Consider the following 17,436-nt stretch of genomic DNA (forward strand, 5'->3'; position numbering starts at 1 on the left):
CTTATCAGTTGTATGAACATTCTTCTATTGGGCTCGGGGGGGCGTGAGCATGCCCTGGCATGGCGCATCGCTCGCAGTCCCCGTCTCTCGCAGCTCTTCATCGCGCCAGGCAATCCGGGTATGTCACTCTACGGTACGTGTATGCCGCGTATCGGGGTGACGGACTTCGCTGCCATCGCGGCCCTGATCCGTCGGGAGCATATTGAGCTCCTCGTCGTAGGGCCCGAGGTCCCCTTGGTCGAGGGGATCGTCGATTATCTGCATGGCGAAGCAGGTCTGACGGACCTCCTTATTGTGGGGCCCGATGCCAAGGGAGCTCAGCTCGAGGGAAGTAAAGACTTTAGCAAGGCGTTCATGCAGCGCTACGGTATCCCCACTGCGGCCTACCGTACCTTTGATAAGTCTACTCTCAGTGAGGCCATCGACTACCTCAAGACCCTCCAGCCTCCCTACGTGCTGAAGGCTGACGGTCTGGCGGCTGGTAAGGGCGTCATCATCAGCGAGAGCCTCGAGGAAGCCGAGCGGGAGCTGCGTGGGCTCCTCTCGGGGCGCTTTGGATCTGCCAGCACGCGTGTCGTCATCGAGGAGTACCTCCATGGTATCGAGTGCTCGGTCTTCATCGCTACGGACGGTAGTGACTGGCGCGTGCTCCCTGTTGCTAAGGACTACAAGCGCATTGGCGAGGGCGATACGGGCTTGAATACCGGTGGTATGGGCTCCGTCTCTCCCGTGGTCTTCGCTGACGAAGCCTTCATGCAGCGCGTCGAGGAGCGTGTCATCCGCCCCACTATCGAAGGGCTGCGTGCCGAAGGCATCGACTATCGTGGCTTCATCTTCGCTGGGCTGATGAACGTAGGTGGCGACCCCTACGTCATCGAGTACAACTGCCGTATGGGCGACCCCGAGACCGAGTCGGTGATGCTGCGTATTGACTCTGACTTCGTTGAGCTCCTGGAGCGTATGGCTCGTGGCCATCTCGGCGACTATCAGCTCGAGGAGTCCTCTCAGTATGCTGCTACCGTGGTCCTCGTCTCCGAGGGCTATCCCGAGAGCTATGCTAAGGGGATCCCCATCAGTTATCCCCACGCACCGACCTTCGACTCGCTGCTCTTCCATGCCGGTACCTCGTGCGATGACTCGGGTCATCTCGTTACCTCGGGTGGGCGTATCCTCACCGCCAGCTGTCTTGGCTCAACCCTTGCCGAAGCGTTGGAGCGCTGCTACCAGCTCGCTGATCGCGTGCAGTACACCGGTAAGACGCTTCGTCGTGATATCGGTCAAGACCTCCTGAAGCTTTCGTAGCTCCCACAGATAAAGATGCCTATGAGAAGGATGACTACTAACGGGTAGCCCCTTCTCGTAGGCATTTCTTTACCCTCTCCTCGTGAGGGTATCTCTGCCCTCCCACCAGCTATCCCCTTGATATGTCTCGCTTCACCTCTTCGCGACAGCGTACCAATTGGCTGGAGTTCACTCTATGGCTCCTCACCTTCCTCCTTGTGTACCTCCTCCCACCTGCTACGGGTGAGGTAAGCGAAGGGGCGGGTGTCCTCGTGCCGCTACTTCCCGTGGCGACGGCATGGACCTATCGTCTGGCTGGGCTCTTGGTACTGGCTGGCTTCTCTGCCTTCGCTATCTATATCGGGGAATACTTCCTGCTCATCGAGCGTGTGGAGCGTCCACTGCTGGTACTCTTCATGGTGGCGCTCTTCACGACGACGCCCTCTATAGGTATCCTTTCGGCGGGGGCACTTATCTTCCAGCTCCTCATCCTGCTCCTGAGCTTTGGCACGTATCAGGATACGCACCAGCCACGCGTCAGCCTCTTCATCGGGCTTCTCGTAGGTGTCCTCTCGCTGGTCTCTCCCGTCTACCTCCTACTGGTCCCCGTCATCATCTGGGGCCAATACCACCTGCGCTCCATCGCTTGGCGACCCATCATTGCGCTCCTCATCGGGGTGATCCTCCCGCTGTGGCTCTTCGTGCCCGTCCTTCTCTTGATGGGGAATGGGGCGCTGCAGGCCTATGGGGCTTTTGCGCTGAGAGCCTTCCCGCTCCCGATGCCCCAGGAGCTGAAGAGCTTTGAGGCTGTGCCCCTCGCGTCGTATGCCGTGGTGCTCGTCACCTTCTTCGTCGGCTACCTGCTCTATCGTCGTCGCTACTATCGGGAGAGTGTGCGGCACCGTGACCTCTTCTCGACGATGCAGCTCTATCCGCTCGTCCTCCTTCTCGCTGTGCCCTTCGTGGCTGGCGAATCGGCTGCGCTCCTCCAGCTCACCCTGCTACCCATCGCCTTCCTCATCGCGCGAGGGATGGGTATGCTCCCGCAGCGTATGGCGCTCGTCCTGCGCTCCATCCTCCTCGTCCTGCTCCTCAGCCAGTATCTCTATGTGCTGGGGTTCTTTGAGCTCTTTCGCCGGGTAGGCTAAGGCGCTCTATCATTTCTCTTATTCCTCTCCTCTATGCATAACCCTAACAATGTACAGGTAGGGAGCCAAGTGCGCTTCCTCAATACGGTCGGGGGCGGGCGTGTGGCTCGCATCACCGCTGATACGGCTTGGGTCGAAGATGCCGACGGCTTCGAGATCCCCACACCGCTCAAGGACTGCGTCGTCGTCGAAGCGGGCGACACCTTCATCCCTGAGATTCGCCCTCCGAAGATCATTCAGGAGAAGCTCCGTCAGGGGCGTACGGAGCCCGCTGCTCCCGCACCCGGCGAGGTGCGTCGCCCCGCTGCTCCTGATCCTCGCCCTGCTCGTCCCCTGCGTGCTGGCGAAGATGAGCTGACCGTACAGCTGGCTTTCCTCCCGCAGGATCGCGCTAAGCTCGGGCTGACGAACTACGAAGCCTACCTCGTCAACTACAGCGGCTTCACCCTCTACTACGTCTATCTGAGTGCCGTGGGTACGGGCTATAAGGTACGCTCTACGGGTACGATCGAGCCTCATGGTGATGCCTTCCTAGAGGAGTTTGCCCCGGCTGATCTCAATGACCTTGAGCAGCTCGCCGTACAGATACTTCCCTTCCACGACGGGGTGATCACGAAGCTGCAGAACCCCCTTTCGGTACGCCTCAAGCTCGAAGTGACGAAGTTCTTCAAGCTCCATTCCTTCCGCCCCAACGACTACTTCACCGACGATGCGCTGATGCTCCCCATCGTAGAGCGTGGCGCTGAGCAGGCGCAGCCCGAGGTGGACACATCTGCTTTGGCCTCTGCCCTGCAGACGAAGAAGGAGGATAAGAAGCCTGCTTCAAAGGCTATGGCCTCTGCTCCTCGCCGTGATGAGCCTCTCGTCGTCGACCTCCATGCATCGGAGATCCTCGAGACGACGGCAGGTATGTCGAGCGCAGATATCCATGACTATCAGCGTGACTACTTCCACCGCACGATGCAGGAGCATATACGGGAGCGTGGGCGTAAGATCGTCTTCATCCATGGGAAGGGGGATGGTGTCCTCAGAGCTTCTATTGAGCGTGAGCTACGACGCAAGTACCCCACGTGCCGCTTCCAGGATGCGTCCTTCCAGGAGTACGGCTATGGCGCTACGCAAGTGACTATCGGCTAAGCGGCGGCTATGAAAGAGATCGAACGTAAGTTCCTCGTGACCTCGCTGGCTTTCCTCGCCGAGGCTACCGATGCGCTGCATATTGATCAGGGCTACCTCCACTCGACACGGCCCACGGTGCGCGTGCGTCGCCGTGGCGATCAGGGCTTCCTCACGCTGAAGACACCCTCCGATGCCAAGGGGCTGGTGCGTGATGAGTACGAGTATGAGATACCTCTGGCGGATGCCGAGGCACTTCTCGAGCTGTGCGGAGGGCACCGTCTGAAGAAGACGCGCTACCTCGTCCCTTACCACGGGCATACGTGGGAGGTCGACCTCTTTGCGGGTCATCTCGAGGGATTCTGCCTGGCGGAGCTGGAGCTGAAGAGCGAAGACGAGACCTTCGACCTACCGCCCTGGGTGGGCAAAGAGGTGACGGGCGATCCCCGCTACTACAATAGTGCGCTGGCCCGAAGCAAACAATAATGGACTTAATTGGGTTAGTTCAGTATAGGACAGGGCGAATGCCCTCCCTCATTTGTCCGATTTAATCACGCCCAATAAACAATTACACAGATGAAGTACGAACTCATCCAACTCCCTTACGCTCCCAATGCCCTCGAGCCTGCTATCAGCGCTGAGACCCTCTCTTTCCACCACGGTAAGCACCTCGCTGGCTATGTCAATACGCTGAATGGCCTCATCGAAGGCACGGAATATGCTGAGCTCCCTCTTGAAGAACTCGTTCGCAAGAGCGAAGGCCCTATCTTCAACAACGCAGGTCAGCTCCTGAATCACAACCTCTACTTCACGCAGTTCGGTCCCAACAAGGGTGGCCAGCCTACGGGTAAGCTCCTCGATGCTATCGTAGCTAAGTGGGGCAGCTTCGAGGCATTCCAGCAGGAATTCCTCACGGCTTGCACCACGCTCTTCGGCTCGGGCTGGGCTTGGCTCGCTGCTAAGGCTGACGGCGAACTCGTCATCACGAAGGAGCCTAACGGTAGCAACCCTGTCGTCCAGGGTCTCCGTCCTCTCTTCGGTGTCGACGTATGGGAGCACGCTTACTACCTGAGCTACCAGAACCGTCGTGCTGACCACGTCAAGGATCTCTGGGCTATCGTCGACTGGGACGTCGTAGCCAGCCGCTACTAATCGTAGACGCTTCTTTTAATTCTCGATACTTCGCCCTCCGCTCGCCTCTTTGGGTGAGCGGGGGGCGAAGCCTTTTTATCGCGGGGAGAGGGCGGCAGTGCGGGAGAATTGTCGTAGCTTTGCCCGTGCAACAATTAATAGACACACTATGCAGCTGATCAAGAAGATTATCATCGGGCTCATCATCCTCGTCATCGTCGCAGCGGTCGTCTCGCTCTTCTTCCTTAATGAGGCACAGCGTATGATCGTCGGTATGGCAGCAGGCCTCGGCGTCATCAACCTCCTCGGCGTCCTCTACTTCGTGCAGAAGAATGCTGACGGGCGGAGCGAGAAGCCCAAGCACTAAGGGATAGCCCCGACTGACAAAAGACAAGCCCCAGACGGCTCATCGCACCTCCGAGCGAGGTGGGAGAGCCGTCTGGGGCTTTTGCGTGTAGCCCACATCCCGTGCAGGCTAAGGGAGGGCGAGCTTAGTCGACGAGGCGCATGGGGGGCTTGACGACTTCGGCAGCGAGCTTACGGCCACGTACTACGATGTAGATAGGCGTGCCGATAGCGGAGAATTCCTTCTTCACATAGCCCATACCGATACCCGTCTTGAGGGTGGGGGACATGGTGCCGGAGGTTACCTCGCCGATGATGTTGCCGTCTGCGTCAGCGATCTCGTAGTGTGAGCGGGGTACACCCTTGTCAGAGAGCTTGAAGGCGACGAGCTTGCGCTTGATGCCCTCGGCCTTCTGCTGCTCGAAGAATGCCTTGCTGGGGAAGTTCTTCTCGGGGATGAGCTTCGTGATCCAGCCGAGACCAGCTTCGAGGGGAGAGGTGGTGTCGCAGATATCGTTGCCATAGAGGCAGAAGCCGACTTCGAGGCGGAGCGTGTCGCGAGCGCCGAGACCGATGGGGCGGATGCCTTCGGGCTTACCTGCTTCGAAGATAGCGTTCCAGATCTTCTCACCGTACTGGGGATAGAAGTAGATCTCGAAGCCACCAGCACCGGTGTAGCCCGTGTTGGAGAGGATGACCTCAGGGCAGCCAGCGAAGGTGCCGACCTTGAAGGTGTAGTAAGGGATGGTAGAGAGGTCTACATCCGTCAGGCGCTGCAGGACCTGCTGTGCCAGAGGGCCCTGGATGGCGAGCTGACCGACGTTGTCACAGCTGTTCTCGAGGATAGCGCCAGCGGCGTTGTGCGACTGACACCAAGCCCAGTCCTTCTCGATATTAGCGGCATTGACGACGAGGAGGTACTTCTCATCTTCGTAGTGGTAGACGAGGAGGTCGTCGACGATACCCCCCTGTTCGTTGGGGAAGCAGGTGTACTGGATGTCACCGACCTTGAGCTTAGAGGCGTCGTTGGTGGTGATATCTTGGATGAACTGGAGGGCATTGGGGCCCTTGACCCAGAATTCCCCCATGTGTGAGACGTCGAATACGCCGACACCCTTGACGACGGTCATGTGCTCTTCGATGATCCCCGTAGGATACTCGATGGGCATATCATAGCCTGCGAACTCGTGCATCTTGGCACCTAAGGCCTTGTGGATCTCGGTGAATGGAGTTGTCTTCATGTTGGTTGCTTTAATGTAGTTTGTGAGCTGTACTTGCACATCAAAGGTAAGGAGTTCTACGGAACTAACCTATACAGCTTGACATCCTAAAATATTATAGAAAAGGAGGGCGTTTCAGCCCACTTCGGTGGGGGTCGAAGCGCTGTCTGTCGAGCCCTCTTCGTGTGGTCTCTTTGTGTCTCTTGCTGAGGGCAAACTGCTATGTCGTATAGGCCCTTTTGCCCTTCCTCCGTGAGGGGGTGGTGTGAACCTATATTGGTCGGCGGGCTGACCTATATAGGTCGATGGTATGTACCTATATTGGTCACGAAGCGAACCTATATAGGTCAGCTCGCCGACCAATATAGGTTGCTCTCGAAGAGGTGCGGTGGGGCATTTCTCCCTTCTCCGTGAGGGGGGAGACTGAGCCCTCTCGGCTTGGGGGTATTAGTCGTTGTAGTAAGGGGGATTGCTCCGACTTAAAGGCACCTGCTTAGGGGCTATCTCTCCGCTGTGTACCGCAGGGGGCAAAAGCGACCAGTACTGGTCAGCGGTCGAACCAGTACTGGTCACCCCTGGTAACCAGTACTGGTCGCGATGTGAAGTAGTACTGGTCACTTCACCGACCAGTACTGGTCGAAAAACTGACCTTGCAGAGGGCTGTCGCACAGATTCTTGCGAGAGCCCTACTATATATGGTGGATTATTCGTTCCTTTACATAGCGTAAGCTCTTCACGTGGGAGGACGCGTCCTCTCTATCAACTAAATCCACACGCTGCCCACGCTTCACGTGGGAAAGAGAATTAAGCAAAGAGAAGATAAGCCTATGAGACACATCCTACTTCTCCTCCTCGTCCTTGCCTTCGGAGGAGTCCTCAGAGCCCAAAGTCCCGACGAGGCGTGGCTGGAGGGGACCCTCGTCAGCAAGACGGACAAGACTCCCCTGGTGAATGCCTTCGTCGTACTGCGTACCGCCGACGGAGCGGACACGCCCTTTAGTGCGATCACCGATGAGAAGGGGTACTTTCTCCTCAAGGCTACGACGGGTACGTATCGCCTTGCAGCCACCTTCGTCCAGCAGACCATCATCCTTCGCCCTTCGCTGGAGCTCCCTGCGGGGCGGCTCCAGCTGGGTACGCTTCCCGTAGAGCTGACCCGCGAGCTGGAGGCGGTCGTCGTAGAGGGGAAGACTCCCCTTGTGCGCTACGAAGGCTCGACCCTCATCTTCGGTGAAGCCGCCTTCGCCAAAGCTCGTGGGGGTAGTGTGCTGGACGGGCTGAAGCTCATCCCTGGCCTGCAGATAGAGGGCGCCAATAAGCTCAAGCTCTACGGCATCTCCACGCTGGCGGTCTACATCGATGGTCGTCCCCAGCGTATGTCACAAGACGAAGTCATCGCCCTCCTGCAAGGGATGTCTGTGAGCGAAATCGCGCAGGTCGAGCTCATCCGTGAGCCAGGAGTCGAGTACAGCGGAGTGACGACGCCGATCCTGAATATCAAGCGTAAGACGCGAGCCGACGAGGGGGTCAAGGGCTTCACCAGCCTGGTCGGTACCTACCATCAGCTCTTCTCCGAGCAGCTCTCCACTCGGGTCAATCTCAACTATGGGCGCAGCCGCTCCTACGTCTCCTACACGCTGGGGAATAAGCGCTATCGTGAGACCACGACCCTCTCCTCGGGAGTCGTCGATGACCTGTGTGTCGATCCCAGAGTCTCCCATCAGGTCGGTCTGGGTACGGACCTCACGCTGGGCAAGGGGCATTCCCTCGGGGCGCAATTCCTCGGGAACTATGCCGACGAGCGTCTCCGCTTCTCGCAGGGGATGAGCAATCGCATAAAGTGGTCAAACCTCTACGCCACGCTCTTCCATACCTTCCGCGCCAGTCGCTGGAGCCTACAGACGACCGCCGAGGGCTCACGTGGGAGCTCCGACCTGCGCCGAGATCAGGGAGCTATGGATGTAGCGACCAAGGATGACAACCGCTTCGCACGTATCGCCCTGGACTTCGCGCATCGCCTCTCGAGCATCTTCACTCTCTACGCTGGTGCCGAGGTCAGCCGTGTAGCGGTGGACTCTCGCCTCACCAGTAGAGCGGACGAGCTAACGCTAAGAGAATGGAATATCGAGGGCTATACGAAGCTGGGCTTCCGTCTGCCTAAGGTCTCTGGCTTTGTGGGTCTACGCATCGCAGGCGAAGACCGCAAGGGGAGCCTGGCCAGTGGCTTGGGGGACTTCTTCCGCTCAGGCTCTGAGCTTCTCACCTCCGCCTCCCTCCGCTACGCACCTGCCCGCGACCATGAGCTTTCCCTGACCCACTCCTCCAGCTACACGCGCCCGAGCTACCGTGACCTCCTCGGCTATACCAGCGTAGCCTCGGCAGCCTTCCTGCGCAAGGGGAATTCTGAGCTGCGGACAGCATATCGCAGGGGCCTGAGTCTGAACTATACCTATATGCGTGCGGCACAGCTGGAGCTCAGCTACACCGATACCGAGGACCCCATCGTAGAGGCTATACCCCCGATGTATGGGGGTGGAATTACCCTGCGTCGGTACAACCTCGACTACAGCCGTACGCTGCGTGCACTGCTGGTCCTGCCCCTCCCGCTGGTTAGCCAGAAGAAGTTCAGCTGGCTGGCGCTCACCATCCTAGCAGCCCAGCGCCAGTGGGATGCGGGGCGTATTGAGACGAACGACTACAGCGCCGCGCTCAACACCCAGTTCGTCCAGCACCGCCATAGCTTCAGCCTCCCCGCGGATTGGACGGTCGACCTCGGTGTGACCTATTATAGTGGAGTGCTCTATGAGCTCTATCGCATCCAGCGCCAGTGGTGGGTCGATGCTTCGGTGAGCAAGCGTATGGGCAACCTACGTGCTACGCTCTCCGCTCGTGACCCCTTCAATACGAATATCGCGCGCGGGAGCTATAATCCGGAGGTCAACGGCCTGGCCTTCGAGCGTAATTGGCACAGCCCACGCCTGGAGCTGACCATCTCCTACAGCTGGGGGAAGAAGAGCGTCAAGGCGCAGGATACGCGTGCGCGGTATGATGACCTGAAGCGCCTCACTACGGGGGCAAGCGAAGGGATGAATACCCCCGCTCAGTAGTCTATTAGCTGTATAAACACCGCCCTTACACTCCATCTAAATAGAGCCGAGGGGATAGCGAAGCCTGCTCGCTATCCCCTCGCTCGCTATCCCGAAGTCTCCCCGCATATCGTGAGGCGGCGCAGGAGATTAAGGAGATTGAGTGGAGCCTCAATAACTGCCCGAGAAAGAAGTTAGGTTGCCACACGCCACACGAGGTTTTCTACCTGAATTTGCAACCAAAGTGTTGCGCTTCCAAGTGGAAAATACATTGTCATTTCTACTGTTAGAGTTGCCATAAAACATACTGTCTCGACCATACCTATATTCCGATGGTGCATTATCCGAAAGGATTTGAGTTGTATAGTGCCGATTATTTATTGAAAGGTCTTTACCCTGATTGCCGAAACAAGCGACACGACTGACTTTGCAACTTGGTTGCAGTTTTTATTCCGTACTTTTGCAGCGGATTAAATGATTGGTTATGGAAAAAGAACAAAAAATCAAAGTGATACGCATCATTGCGAGCATCGTTTTGCTAATGGCGACATATATTCCGGCTATTCCGGAAGAGATTCGCATCGGATTATGTGCCATCGCCTATGTCATAATCGGTGCGGACATCGTTTATGCCGCCTTGCGTAATTTGTGCAAAGGGCAGTTTTTGGGTGAGAGTTTCCTTATGACTATTGCGACCGTCGGAGCATTTGTCATCGGAGAATACCCCGAAGCAGTGGCAGTGATGATGTTCTATCAGATTGGGGAACTTTTCTCCGATATAGCGGTGGATCGAAGCCGGGCTTCGATTGCGGCATTGATGGATATCCGTCCGGATTATGCTAATATCGAGAAAGAGGGAAGTCTAACACGAGTGTCTCCATCGGATGTCCCGGTCGGTAGTATCATCGTAGTGAAACCGGGAGAGAAAATACCATTGGACGGAAAGATAATCTCCGGAAGTACGACTCTCGACACGGCGGCGTTGACCGGTGAAAGCCTTCCGCGTGAGGTTTCCGAAGGCGATACCGTTATCAGCGGAAGCCTGAATCTCACGGGTGTTCTGCATATCCGTACGTCGGCGACATTTGGAGAATCGACCGTTGCGAAAATCCTCGATTTGGTAGAAAATGCGGATACAGGCAAGGCGAAGAGTGAAAAGTTCATAACCCGTTTCGCACGCTATTATACACCCGCTGTCGTGGCTGTGGCTGCATTGCTCGCCTTGGTTCCTCCGCTGATTGTGGGCGGCGAATGGCTTGTCTGGTTAAACCGCTCTCTGATTTTCCTGGTGATTTCCTGCCCCTGCGCACTGGTCGTGTCTGTCCCGCTGACGTTCTTTGGCGGAATAGGTGGAGCATCAAGAAAGGGCATTCTCGTAAAAAGCTCCAACTATCTGGAAATGATGGCGCATATAAAAACAGTCGTGTTCGACAAGACCGGGACTCTGACAGAAGGCAATTTCTCGGTCACTGCCATATATTCCCAAATGATGTCGGAGCATGAACTTATAGAATTGGCTGCATTGGCGGAAAGTTTTTCTGACCATCCCTTGTCGGCATCGATACGGGATGCCTGCAATTTGCCATTGGACAAAACAAGAGTGACCGGTTATGAGAACATTGCAGGCGAAGGAGTCATGGCAATCATCGACAATCGTAAGGTTTATGCCGGAAACGAAAAGCTTATGTCGCGTGCCGGTGTGCCCCCCCAGTCATGTGAAAAGATAGGCACCATTGTCCATGTCGCCGTAGACAGCGTTTATATGGGACATATCGTCGTTTCCGATAACCTAAAGCCGCAATCCGCCGAGACCATCGCCAGGCTGAAAGCCTCCGGGGTTGGAAAAACAATCATGCTTACAGGCGACCGTAGTGATGTGGCTAAAGATATTGCCGGAAAAGTGAACATAGATGAGTTCCATGCCGAACTGCTGCCGATAGACAAGGTGAGATTTGTCGAAGCACTGCGCAAAGAACATGCTCGGTCTCCCATCGCTTTTGTCGGCGACGGCATCAATGATGCTCCGGTCATCAAACTTGCTGACATAGGCATTGCCATGGGGGCTGTCGGCAGTGACGCCGCTATTGAAGCGGCCGACATCGTATTGATGAATGATAATCCCATGAATATCGTCGAAGGGATGATGATAGCGCGCAAGACGTTAAGCATAGTGAAACAGAACATCGTATTCGCCATCGGCATCAAACTCCTGATGTTGCTGTTGGGAGCGTTGGGCGTTGTCAACATGTGGGCTGCCGTGTTTGCTGATGTAGGTGTTACCATACTTGCCATACTCAATGCGTTAAGGAGCATGCGTGTCAGCAATGTGCTCCCTCATATTGGACGGTCGACCTCGGTGTGACCTATTATAGTGGAGTGCTCTATGAGCTCTATCGCATCCAGCGCCAGTGGTGGATCGATGCTTCGGTGAGCAAGCGTATGGGCAACCTACGTGCTACGCTCTCTGCCCGCGACCCCTTCAATACGAATACTGCCCTTACACTCCATCTAAATAGAGCCGAGGGGATAGCGAAGCCTGCTCGCTATCCCCTCGCTCGCTATCGCGAAGTCTCCCCGCATATCGTGAGGCAGCGCTTTTTCCTGCATAGAGTAGCCGTGGCTCGGGGGCTTTGCACACAGAGGGCGTGACAGGACGATATGTGCATTTTGTCTTAGCTTTGTAGTACCTATTGTATAATATGTAGGGGTGTAGCCTTTCCCCGAGAGCACCGCATCCCTATCCCAATGATGTGACCGATATGAATAGAATCATCAGCCGCCTTACCGCCCTGTCGGCAGCAGCCCTTCTGATGCTGCCCAGCTGCCTTGGTAAGGGAAAGAACACCCCCGACGTGCCATCAATCAAGCCCCTCTCCACCCTCACGGGTAAGGTAGAGAAGCGCGTCATCACCCGTCTCTCTGCAGCAGGCACCGAAGAGGAGCGCACCGAAGAGGTCTACCGCCGTAGGGGTGGCCTTCTGACGAAGGTCGTCTATGGCATCCCCGCTTCGGGGGGCAGTCTGCAGCCCATCGAGACGACGACGAATACCTACGATGAGCAGGGATACCGCGTCAGTGAGGTCGTCGAGAAGCTCACCGCCACCGGCACGAAGGAGCGTACCGAGACGAAGTACACTTATCGCCCCTTCTCCCCGCAGGTCAGCTATGTCAGCAACTACAAGGAATATGACTCCCAAGGTCGTCTCGTCGCTGACGTGACGCATGAGCTCGAGGGCTCGCGCCTGAGCCGTGTCATCCGCACCGTCTATGATTATTCTGCTGGAGGGGCTAATCCCAAGGAGACTGTCCTGCGCACGAACTACACCTACATGGATCCCATCATCGAGTCCCGCACCTTCACCCTCGTCACCGACCCCAAGGCTGTCGGCGGTACGGGCGCGCTCTACCACGAGCAGGCGCGTATGCGTGTGGACTACTACGGGCGTAAGCTCTTCGAAGAGATCCACACCTTCGACACCTCAGTGGGTGTAGCTAAGCAGGATCTCAAGAAGCCCAATGGCGCTACCGTCTCGATCTACACCTATGGCGATACGGGCGATATCGTCCGTGAGCTTCGTGAGACCCATGGCCCCCGTACGCAGGCTGAGTATGATGCCGACAAGGAGCACAAGCTCCCCCTGCTCAAGCTCATCGACCGCTACTACTACGAGGTGAAGTATACCCAGACCAATACCGAGGGCTTCCCCACGAAGATGGAGGTCACCGTCGAGAAGGGTGTCGCTAAGACGAAGACCACCTACACGGCGAATATCAGCTATACGTACTTCGCTGACCCTACACCTAAGAACTAATCCCCCTTCCCTCCGCCTAACCCGATCAAATAAGTATTCCCTACGTGCGAATAGATATCCTCACCGTCGTGCCCGAGCTCCTCGAGAGCCCGCTCCAGCACTCCATCGTCGGCCGTGCCCAGCAGCAGGGCTTCCTCGAGCTTCATGTCCACAATATCCGTGACTACGCTACGAATAAGTGGCGCCGTGTCGATGACTATCCCTTCGGGGGGGAGGCAGGGATGATCCTGCAGATCGAGCCGATCGACCGCGCTATCGCCGACCTCAAGAGCCAGCGCCACTACGATGAGGTGATCTATACTTCGCCCGATGGGGAGACCTTCGATCAGGGCATCGCGAACCAGATGAGCCTGCAGGAGAACCTCATCATCCTCTGCGGCCACTACAAGGGCATCGACCAGCGCATCCGTGAGCACCTCATCACGCGTGAGATCTCCGTCGGGGACTACGTCCTCACGGGCGGTGAGCTACCAGCTGCTATCATGGTGGATGCCGTGGTGCGCCTACTGCCTGGCGTCATCGGCGACGCGGAGAGTGCACTCTCTGATACCTTCCAGGACGACCTCCTCGCGCCACCTATCTACACCCGCCCCGCCGACTACAAGGGGTGGAAGGTGCCCGACGTCCTCCTCAGTGGACACGCCGCCCGTATCGAAGCGTGGAAGATGGAGTGCGCCCTCGAGCGTACGAAGCGCCTGAGACCCGACCTCTACAAGAAGCACTTGGGGCACGAGAAATAGCTAATTAATTCCTAATTTTGCCCTTAGGATGGGTCACTACGGAGGGACCTCGGGTAGGAAGCCCGCGGCCGCACCCTCTCGTGTGCCCGTCGCTTCGCTTTAGATAAGTCACTAAATAACACACTATAATCGAAGAATCATGGCTTTGAAGTTTATCACAGCTGACGAAGCAGCCGCACTCGTAAAGGACGGCGACAACATTGGTTTCAGCGGCTTTACCCCCGCAGGTTGCCCCAAGGTCGTACCTGGAGCTATCGCTAAGCGCGCCGAAGAAGAGCACGCTGCAGGCCGCCCATTCAAGGTAGGTATGTTCACTGGTGCCAGCACGGGCGACCGTCTCGACGGCGCACTGGCTCGCGCAGGTGCAGTTAAGTTCCGCACGCCCTACCAGTCGAACAAGGATATGCGCAACGGCATCAACGCCGGTGAGCACCCCTACTTCGATATGCACCTCTCGATGCTCGCTCAGGAGCTCCGCTATGGCTTCCTCGGCAAGATCGACGTCGCTATCGTCGAAGCTGCTGACGTCACCGAAGACGGTGAGATCGTACCCACCTCTGGTGTCGGTATCCTCCCCACGATCTGCCGCCTGGCGGACAAGATCATCGTCGAGCTGAACGACAAGCACCCCAAGGAAATCCGCGGTATCCACGACATCGCTGAGCCTCTCGATCCTCCTCATCGCCGTGATATGCCCGTATATAGCCCCAGCGATCGCGTCGGTCAGCCCTTCGTGAAGGTCGACCCTGCTAAGATCGTCGGTGTCGTCCGTACGAGCGAGCCCAACGACGAAGGTGCCTTCGCTCCCCTCGATGATGTCACGAAGGCTATCGGTGACAACGTGGCTAAGTTCCTCGTCTCTGAGATGGAAGCTGGCCGTCTGCCTAAGGAATTCCTCCCTCTGCAGAGTGGTGTAGGTAACGTGGCTAACGCTGTCCTCGGCGCTCTCGGAGACAACAAGCAGATCCCTGCCTTCGAGGTCTACACCGAAGTCATCCAGGACGCTGTCATCGAGCTGATGAAAAAGGGTCGCGTGAAGTTCGCCAGCGGCTGCTCACTCTCTGTGACGCGCCCTGTCATCCAGGAGATCTACGGCAACCTCGACTTCTTCAAGGACAAGCTCCTGCTGCGTCCCCAGGAATACTCTAACAATCCTGAGATCGTGCGCCGTCTCGGTGTCATCACCATCAATACCGCCCTCGAAGCTGATATCTTCGGTAACATCAACTCGACGCACGTCAACGGTACGCGTATGATGAATGGTCTCGGTGGCTCAGGCGACTTCGCTCGCAATGGCTATCTCTCGATCTTCACCACGCCTTCTACCGCTAAGGACGGCAAGATCTCTGCCTTCGTACCTATGGTCTCGCACCTCGACCACAGTGAGCACTCTGTGAAGATCATCATCACCGAGTACGGTATCGCTGACCTCCGTGGCAAGAGCCCCCGCCAGCGTGCTGAGGAGATCATCGAGAAGTGCGTACACCCCGACTACAAGCAGCTGCTGCGTGACTACCTCAACCTCGGTGTGAAGGGTCAGACGCCTCAGTGCCTTGATGCTTGCTTTGCCTTCCATCAGGAGATCGCAGCCTCGGGTGATATGCGCAACGTCGACTGGTCTAAGTACAAGAAGAACTAAGCCCACCCGCATAGCTCTAAGCTAAAAGCGCCGCCGCCTCGGTGCTCCTCTTGACGGAGGAGTGCCGGGGCGGCGGCCATTTTGTCTGTATGTAGGGTGGGGTAGCGAGCGGTGCTACGGATGCTTAGTCGCGGATGAGCGGCATCGTCGAGCAGCGCAGGAGGCCACCCATCTTCGAGATCTCCTGATAGGGCACCTCTTCGACGGTCATACCCCACGCCTCACGCAGGTGGGCATTGAGTCGGGTGAAGTGACGGTCGCTGATGAGGGCATCGGGCGAGAGGGAGACGACGTTCGTACTCATATAGTAAGCTTCTTCGGGGGTGACGCCGAAGAGGTTGTCACGGCCGAAGATCTCCTCGACGAGGGCGACATCGCGCTCATGGAGGAAGCCCTCACGATAGATGAGTGCGCGGCCACGGCTCACGGGCTGGAAGGCGCAGTCGAGGTGGAGGACGGACTTAGCAGGCTCGCGGTCGTGCTTGCGTAGCTCGATGGGTACGACACGCTTGTGGGGGAAGCGCTCGCGGAAGAAGTCGATAGCGTAGCTGTTCGTGCGGGCGGTCTTGAAGCTGGAGTAGTCGTCGCCGAAGTACGCCCCGACGAAGAGGATATCGTCATAGAGGAGTACGTCGCCACCCTCAGTGTGGACGGCCTCGGGGAGGGACTCGATATGTGCGGGGTCGATGAGGGGGAAGATCGAGCTGGCAAAGGCTTCGGTCTCCCGCTCGCGGTCGGGTATGAGATTGGAGATGAAGAGGGTGTCGTCGATGGTGAAGGCTACGTCACGGGCGAAGACCTGGTTGTAGTCGGTGAGTGGGGCGGGGCGCAGCGTGCGGACGCCGTAGCGATCGAGGACGTCGAGGACGCACTGCATCTCGTGGCGTACATCGGCTTCGCTGGGGAAGACCCCGCGGCTCACGGCTTCGTAGCTCTTGGCATCATAGGTCTCTTGGAGGGTGGGGATGGGGCCCAGACTGTCGGGGAGCCCGAGGACGACAGCTCGTAGGCGAGCCGTCTCGTTGGTGACATGGGGGATGATCCGTTCCATAGGTATTTGTTTGATAGTCGGGGAGGCTGGGCGTCAGCTTCCCCTCGTTGTTACAAATATAACGATTCTATGCTGGATTCCCTTGCGCTATGCTGGGGACTAAGCTCGCCTCGGCGGGGTTTCCGATGTTTGCACTATTTGCTTGTTTTTCGGGCCCTTCGCATCGAGCTCTCCGTGAGGGCGATAGGAGGATCTTTGGAGGATGGTATTGCGACCTATATTGGTCGCTGGTCGGAGCTATATTGGTCGCCGCGTGGACCAATATAGGTCGCAGAATGGAGCAATATAGGTTGGCTCGGCGACCAATATAGGTCACGGCGCGAACCAATATAGGTTACTTTTTCCCTCCATAAAGGGGTGAATCGGGTAGCTATATAAGGGGGGGGGCTGTGTGAAATTGTACATAGGCTCCGGGGCGTGAGTCGCGGAGTGTCAAGAGTCATTGCGATGCCCTCTCAGTGGGCTGGCTGGTGCTGGTTATTAGGCGTTTGAATCCTCTGTGCGAGGAGAGAATAGCTCTGCATGATGCGTACGACGAATTTATTTATGTAGGTATTATGATTTAGTGTTTTTTGCTGTCTTTGCATCGAATTTTAGGATGGTTCCTCGGCCATGTATGCTATATAAAGCCTCTGCCTCCTGACAAGTGGTCTACTCTATAGGCTTGCCGAGTGCAGACGAGAAGGCTCCGAATACCAAATTTTAGCTCAACTAAATTAGATCATATGAACGTAAACAAACTCCCCTACGAAGCCCCTGTGGCTGATCCTTTCAAGATCTCTGCAGCTTCTATGGATATCTGTGTCCAGTTCTCTAGTGATGCAGACTTTGATGACTTCGAGGAAGGCGAAGCTCTCTAGTAAGACG

The 17,436-nt window shown here is 56.9% G+C and carries 15 protein-coding genes; 13 read left to right on the top strand and 2 right to left on the bottom strand.

The window, feature by feature from the left end; translation table 11 throughout:
• Positions 1–12 precede the first annotated feature (12 nt).
• The 6 genes from purD (at position 13) to HMPREF1323_RS03325 (ending at position 5,043) form a co-directional block, all read left to right on the top strand.
• On the top strand, positions 13–1,302 hold the full coding sequence (gene purD, locus HMPREF1323_RS03300) for a phosphoribosylamine--glycine ligase (RefSeq protein ID WP_009432767.1): 1,290 nt from the start codon (positions 13–15) through the stop codon (positions 1,300–1,302).
• A 122-nt stretch (positions 1,303–1,424) separates the two neighbouring features.
• Positions 1,425–2,429 carry a DUF6427 family protein gene (locus HMPREF1323_RS03305; RefSeq protein WP_009432694.1) on the top strand — a complete coding sequence of 335 codons (1,005 nt, stop codon included), beginning with the start codon at positions 1,425–1,427 and terminating at the stop codon, positions 2,427–2,429.
• Positions 2,430–2,462: 33 nt separating this feature from the next.
• Positions 2,463–3,566, top strand: coding sequence for a Smr/MutS family protein (locus HMPREF1323_RS03310; protein ID WP_009432757.1), 1,104 nt, complete (start codon positions 2,463–2,465; stop codon positions 3,564–3,566).
• A gap of 9 nt (positions 3,567–3,575) precedes the next feature.
• Positions 3,576–4,031 (top strand): CYTH domain-containing protein, encoded by a 456-nt coding sequence (locus HMPREF1323_RS03315; RefSeq protein WP_009432680.1) that lies wholly within the window; start codon positions 3,576–3,578, stop codon positions 4,029–4,031.
• Positions 4,032–4,121: 90 nt separating this feature from the next.
• Positions 4,122–4,697 carry a superoxide dismutase gene (locus HMPREF1323_RS03320; protein ID WP_009432751.1) on the top strand — a complete coding sequence of 192 codons (576 nt, stop codon included), beginning with the start codon at positions 4,122–4,124 and terminating at the stop codon, positions 4,695–4,697.
• Positions 4,698–4,845: 148 nt separating this feature from the next.
• On the top strand, positions 4,846–5,043 hold the full coding sequence (locus HMPREF1323_RS03325) for a hypothetical protein (RefSeq protein WP_009432806.1): 198 nt from the start codon (positions 4,846–4,848) through the stop codon (positions 5,041–5,043).
• 124 nt (positions 5,044–5,167) lie between these two features.
• On the opposite strand, the gene gcvT is transcribed toward HMPREF1323_RS03325, so the two are convergent.
• On the bottom strand, positions 5,168–6,262 hold the full coding sequence (gcvT, locus tag HMPREF1323_RS03330; protein WP_009432771.1) for a glycine cleavage system aminomethyltransferase GcvT: 1,095 nt from the start codon (positions 6,260–6,262) through the stop codon (positions 5,168–5,170).
• A gap of 806 nt (positions 6,263–7,068) precedes the next feature.
• Between gcvT and HMPREF1323_RS03335 the strand changes: the two genes are divergently transcribed.
• From HMPREF1323_RS03335 to HMPREF1323_RS03360, 6 genes are all read left to right on the top strand, one after another.
• Positions 7,069–9,348, top strand: a complete 2,280-nt coding sequence (locus HMPREF1323_RS03335) for an outer membrane beta-barrel protein (protein WP_009432811.1) — start codon at positions 7,069–7,071, stop codon at positions 9,346–9,348.
• A gap of 463 nt (positions 9,349–9,811) precedes the next feature.
• A complete protein-coding gene (locus tag HMPREF1323_RS03340) occupies positions 9,812–11,689 on the top strand; it encodes a heavy metal translocating P-type ATPase (protein ID WP_009432720.1) in 1,878 nt (625 codons plus the stop codon).
• Complete coding sequence (locus HMPREF1323_RS03345) at positions 11,686–11,976, top strand: hypothetical protein (RefSeq protein ID WP_156795190.1); 291 nt, start codon at positions 11,686–11,688, stop codon at positions 11,974–11,976. Before HMPREF1323_RS03340 ends, HMPREF1323_RS03345 begins: the two co-directional genes overlap by 4 nt.
• A 110-nt stretch (positions 11,977–12,086) precedes the next feature.
• On the top strand, positions 12,087–13,139 hold the full coding sequence (locus HMPREF1323_RS03350; RefSeq protein ID WP_009432740.1) for a hypothetical protein: 1,053 nt from the start codon (positions 12,087–12,089) through the stop codon (positions 13,137–13,139).
• Between the two features lie 44 nt (positions 13,140–13,183).
• Positions 13,184–13,879 (top strand): tRNA (guanosine(37)-N1)-methyltransferase TrmD, encoded by a 696-nt coding sequence (gene trmD / locus HMPREF1323_RS03355; protein ID WP_009432815.1) that lies wholly within the window; start codon positions 13,184–13,186, stop codon positions 13,877–13,879.
• 139 nt (positions 13,880–14,018) lie between these two features.
• Positions 14,019–15,518 carry an acetyl-CoA hydrolase/transferase family protein gene (locus tag HMPREF1323_RS03360; RefSeq protein WP_009432804.1) on the top strand — a complete coding sequence of 500 codons (1,500 nt, stop codon included), beginning with the start codon at positions 14,019–14,021 and terminating at the stop codon, positions 15,516–15,518.
• 124 nt (positions 15,519–15,642) lie between these two features.
• Here the strand turns inward: HMPREF1323_RS03360 and HMPREF1323_RS03365 are convergent, their stop codons facing one another.
• Positions 15,643–16,569, bottom strand: coding sequence for a dimethylarginine dimethylaminohydrolase family protein (locus HMPREF1323_RS03365; protein ID WP_009432743.1), 927 nt, complete (start codon positions 16,567–16,569; stop codon positions 15,643–15,645).
• Between the two features lie 725 nt (positions 16,570–17,294).
• Here HMPREF1323_RS03365 and HMPREF1323_RS09320 point away from each other — a divergent pair.
• The gene (locus tag HMPREF1323_RS09320) at positions 17,295–17,429 is read left to right on the top strand and encodes a hypothetical protein (protein ID WP_255344660.1); all 135 of its coding nucleotides are present in this window, start codon (positions 17,295–17,297) and stop codon (positions 17,427–17,429) included.
• The last annotated feature ends 7 nt before the right edge of the window (positions 17,430–17,436 follow it).

This window comes from Porphyromonas sp. oral taxon 279 str. F0450, from assembly GCF_000292995.1.
In the GTDB taxonomy this organism is placed as follows: domain Bacteria; phylum Bacteroidota; class Bacteroidia; order Bacteroidales; family Porphyromonadaceae; genus Porphyromonas; species Porphyromonas pasteri.

What these genes read in the sequence shown, in the direction of transcription:
- purD (WP_009432767.1), top strand. Translation starts at nt 13, where the DNA reads ATGAACATTCTTCTATTGGGCTCGGGGGGGCGTGAGCATGCCCTGGCA.
- HMPREF1323_RS03305 (WP_009432694.1), top strand. Translation starts at nt 1,425, where the DNA reads ATGTCTCGCTTCACCTCTTCGCGACAGCGTACCAATTGGCTGGAGTTC.
- HMPREF1323_RS03310 (WP_009432757.1), top strand. Translation starts at nt 2,463, where the DNA reads ATGCATAACCCTAACAATGTACAGGTAGGGAGCCAAGTGCGCTTCCTC.
- HMPREF1323_RS03315 (WP_009432680.1), top strand. Translation starts at nt 3,576, where the DNA reads ATGAAAGAGATCGAACGTAAGTTCCTCGTGACCTCGCTGGCTTTCCTC.
- HMPREF1323_RS03320 (WP_009432751.1), top strand. Translation starts at nt 4,122, where the DNA reads ATGAAGTACGAACTCATCCAACTCCCTTACGCTCCCAATGCCCTCGAG.
- HMPREF1323_RS03325 (WP_009432806.1), top strand. Translation starts at nt 4,846, where the DNA reads ATGCAGCTGATCAAGAAGATTATCATCGGGCTCATCATCCTCGTCATC.
- gcvT (WP_009432771.1), bottom strand. Translation starts at nt 6,262, where the DNA reads ATGAAGACAACTCCATTCACCGAGATCCACAAGGCCTTAGGTGCCAAG.
- HMPREF1323_RS03335 (WP_009432811.1), top strand. Translation starts at nt 7,069, where the DNA reads ATGAGACACATCCTACTTCTCCTCCTCGTCCTTGCCTTCGGAGGAGTC.
- HMPREF1323_RS03340 (WP_009432720.1), top strand. Translation starts at nt 9,812, where the DNA reads ATGGAAAAAGAACAAAAAATCAAAGTGATACGCATCATTGCGAGCATC.
- HMPREF1323_RS03350 (WP_009432740.1), top strand. Translation starts at nt 12,087, where the DNA reads ATGAATAGAATCATCAGCCGCCTTACCGCCCTGTCGGCAGCAGCCCTT.
- HMPREF1323_RS03360 (WP_009432804.1), top strand. Translation starts at nt 14,019, where the DNA reads ATGGCTTTGAAGTTTATCACAGCTGACGAAGCAGCCGCACTCGTAAAG.
- HMPREF1323_RS03365 (WP_009432743.1), bottom strand. Translation starts at nt 16,569, where the DNA reads ATGGAACGGATCATCCCCCATGTCACCAACGAGACGGCTCGCCTACGA.
- HMPREF1323_RS09320 (WP_255344660.1), top strand. Translation starts at nt 17,295, where the DNA reads ATGAACGTAAACAAACTCCCCTACGAAGCCCCTGTGGCTGATCCTTTC.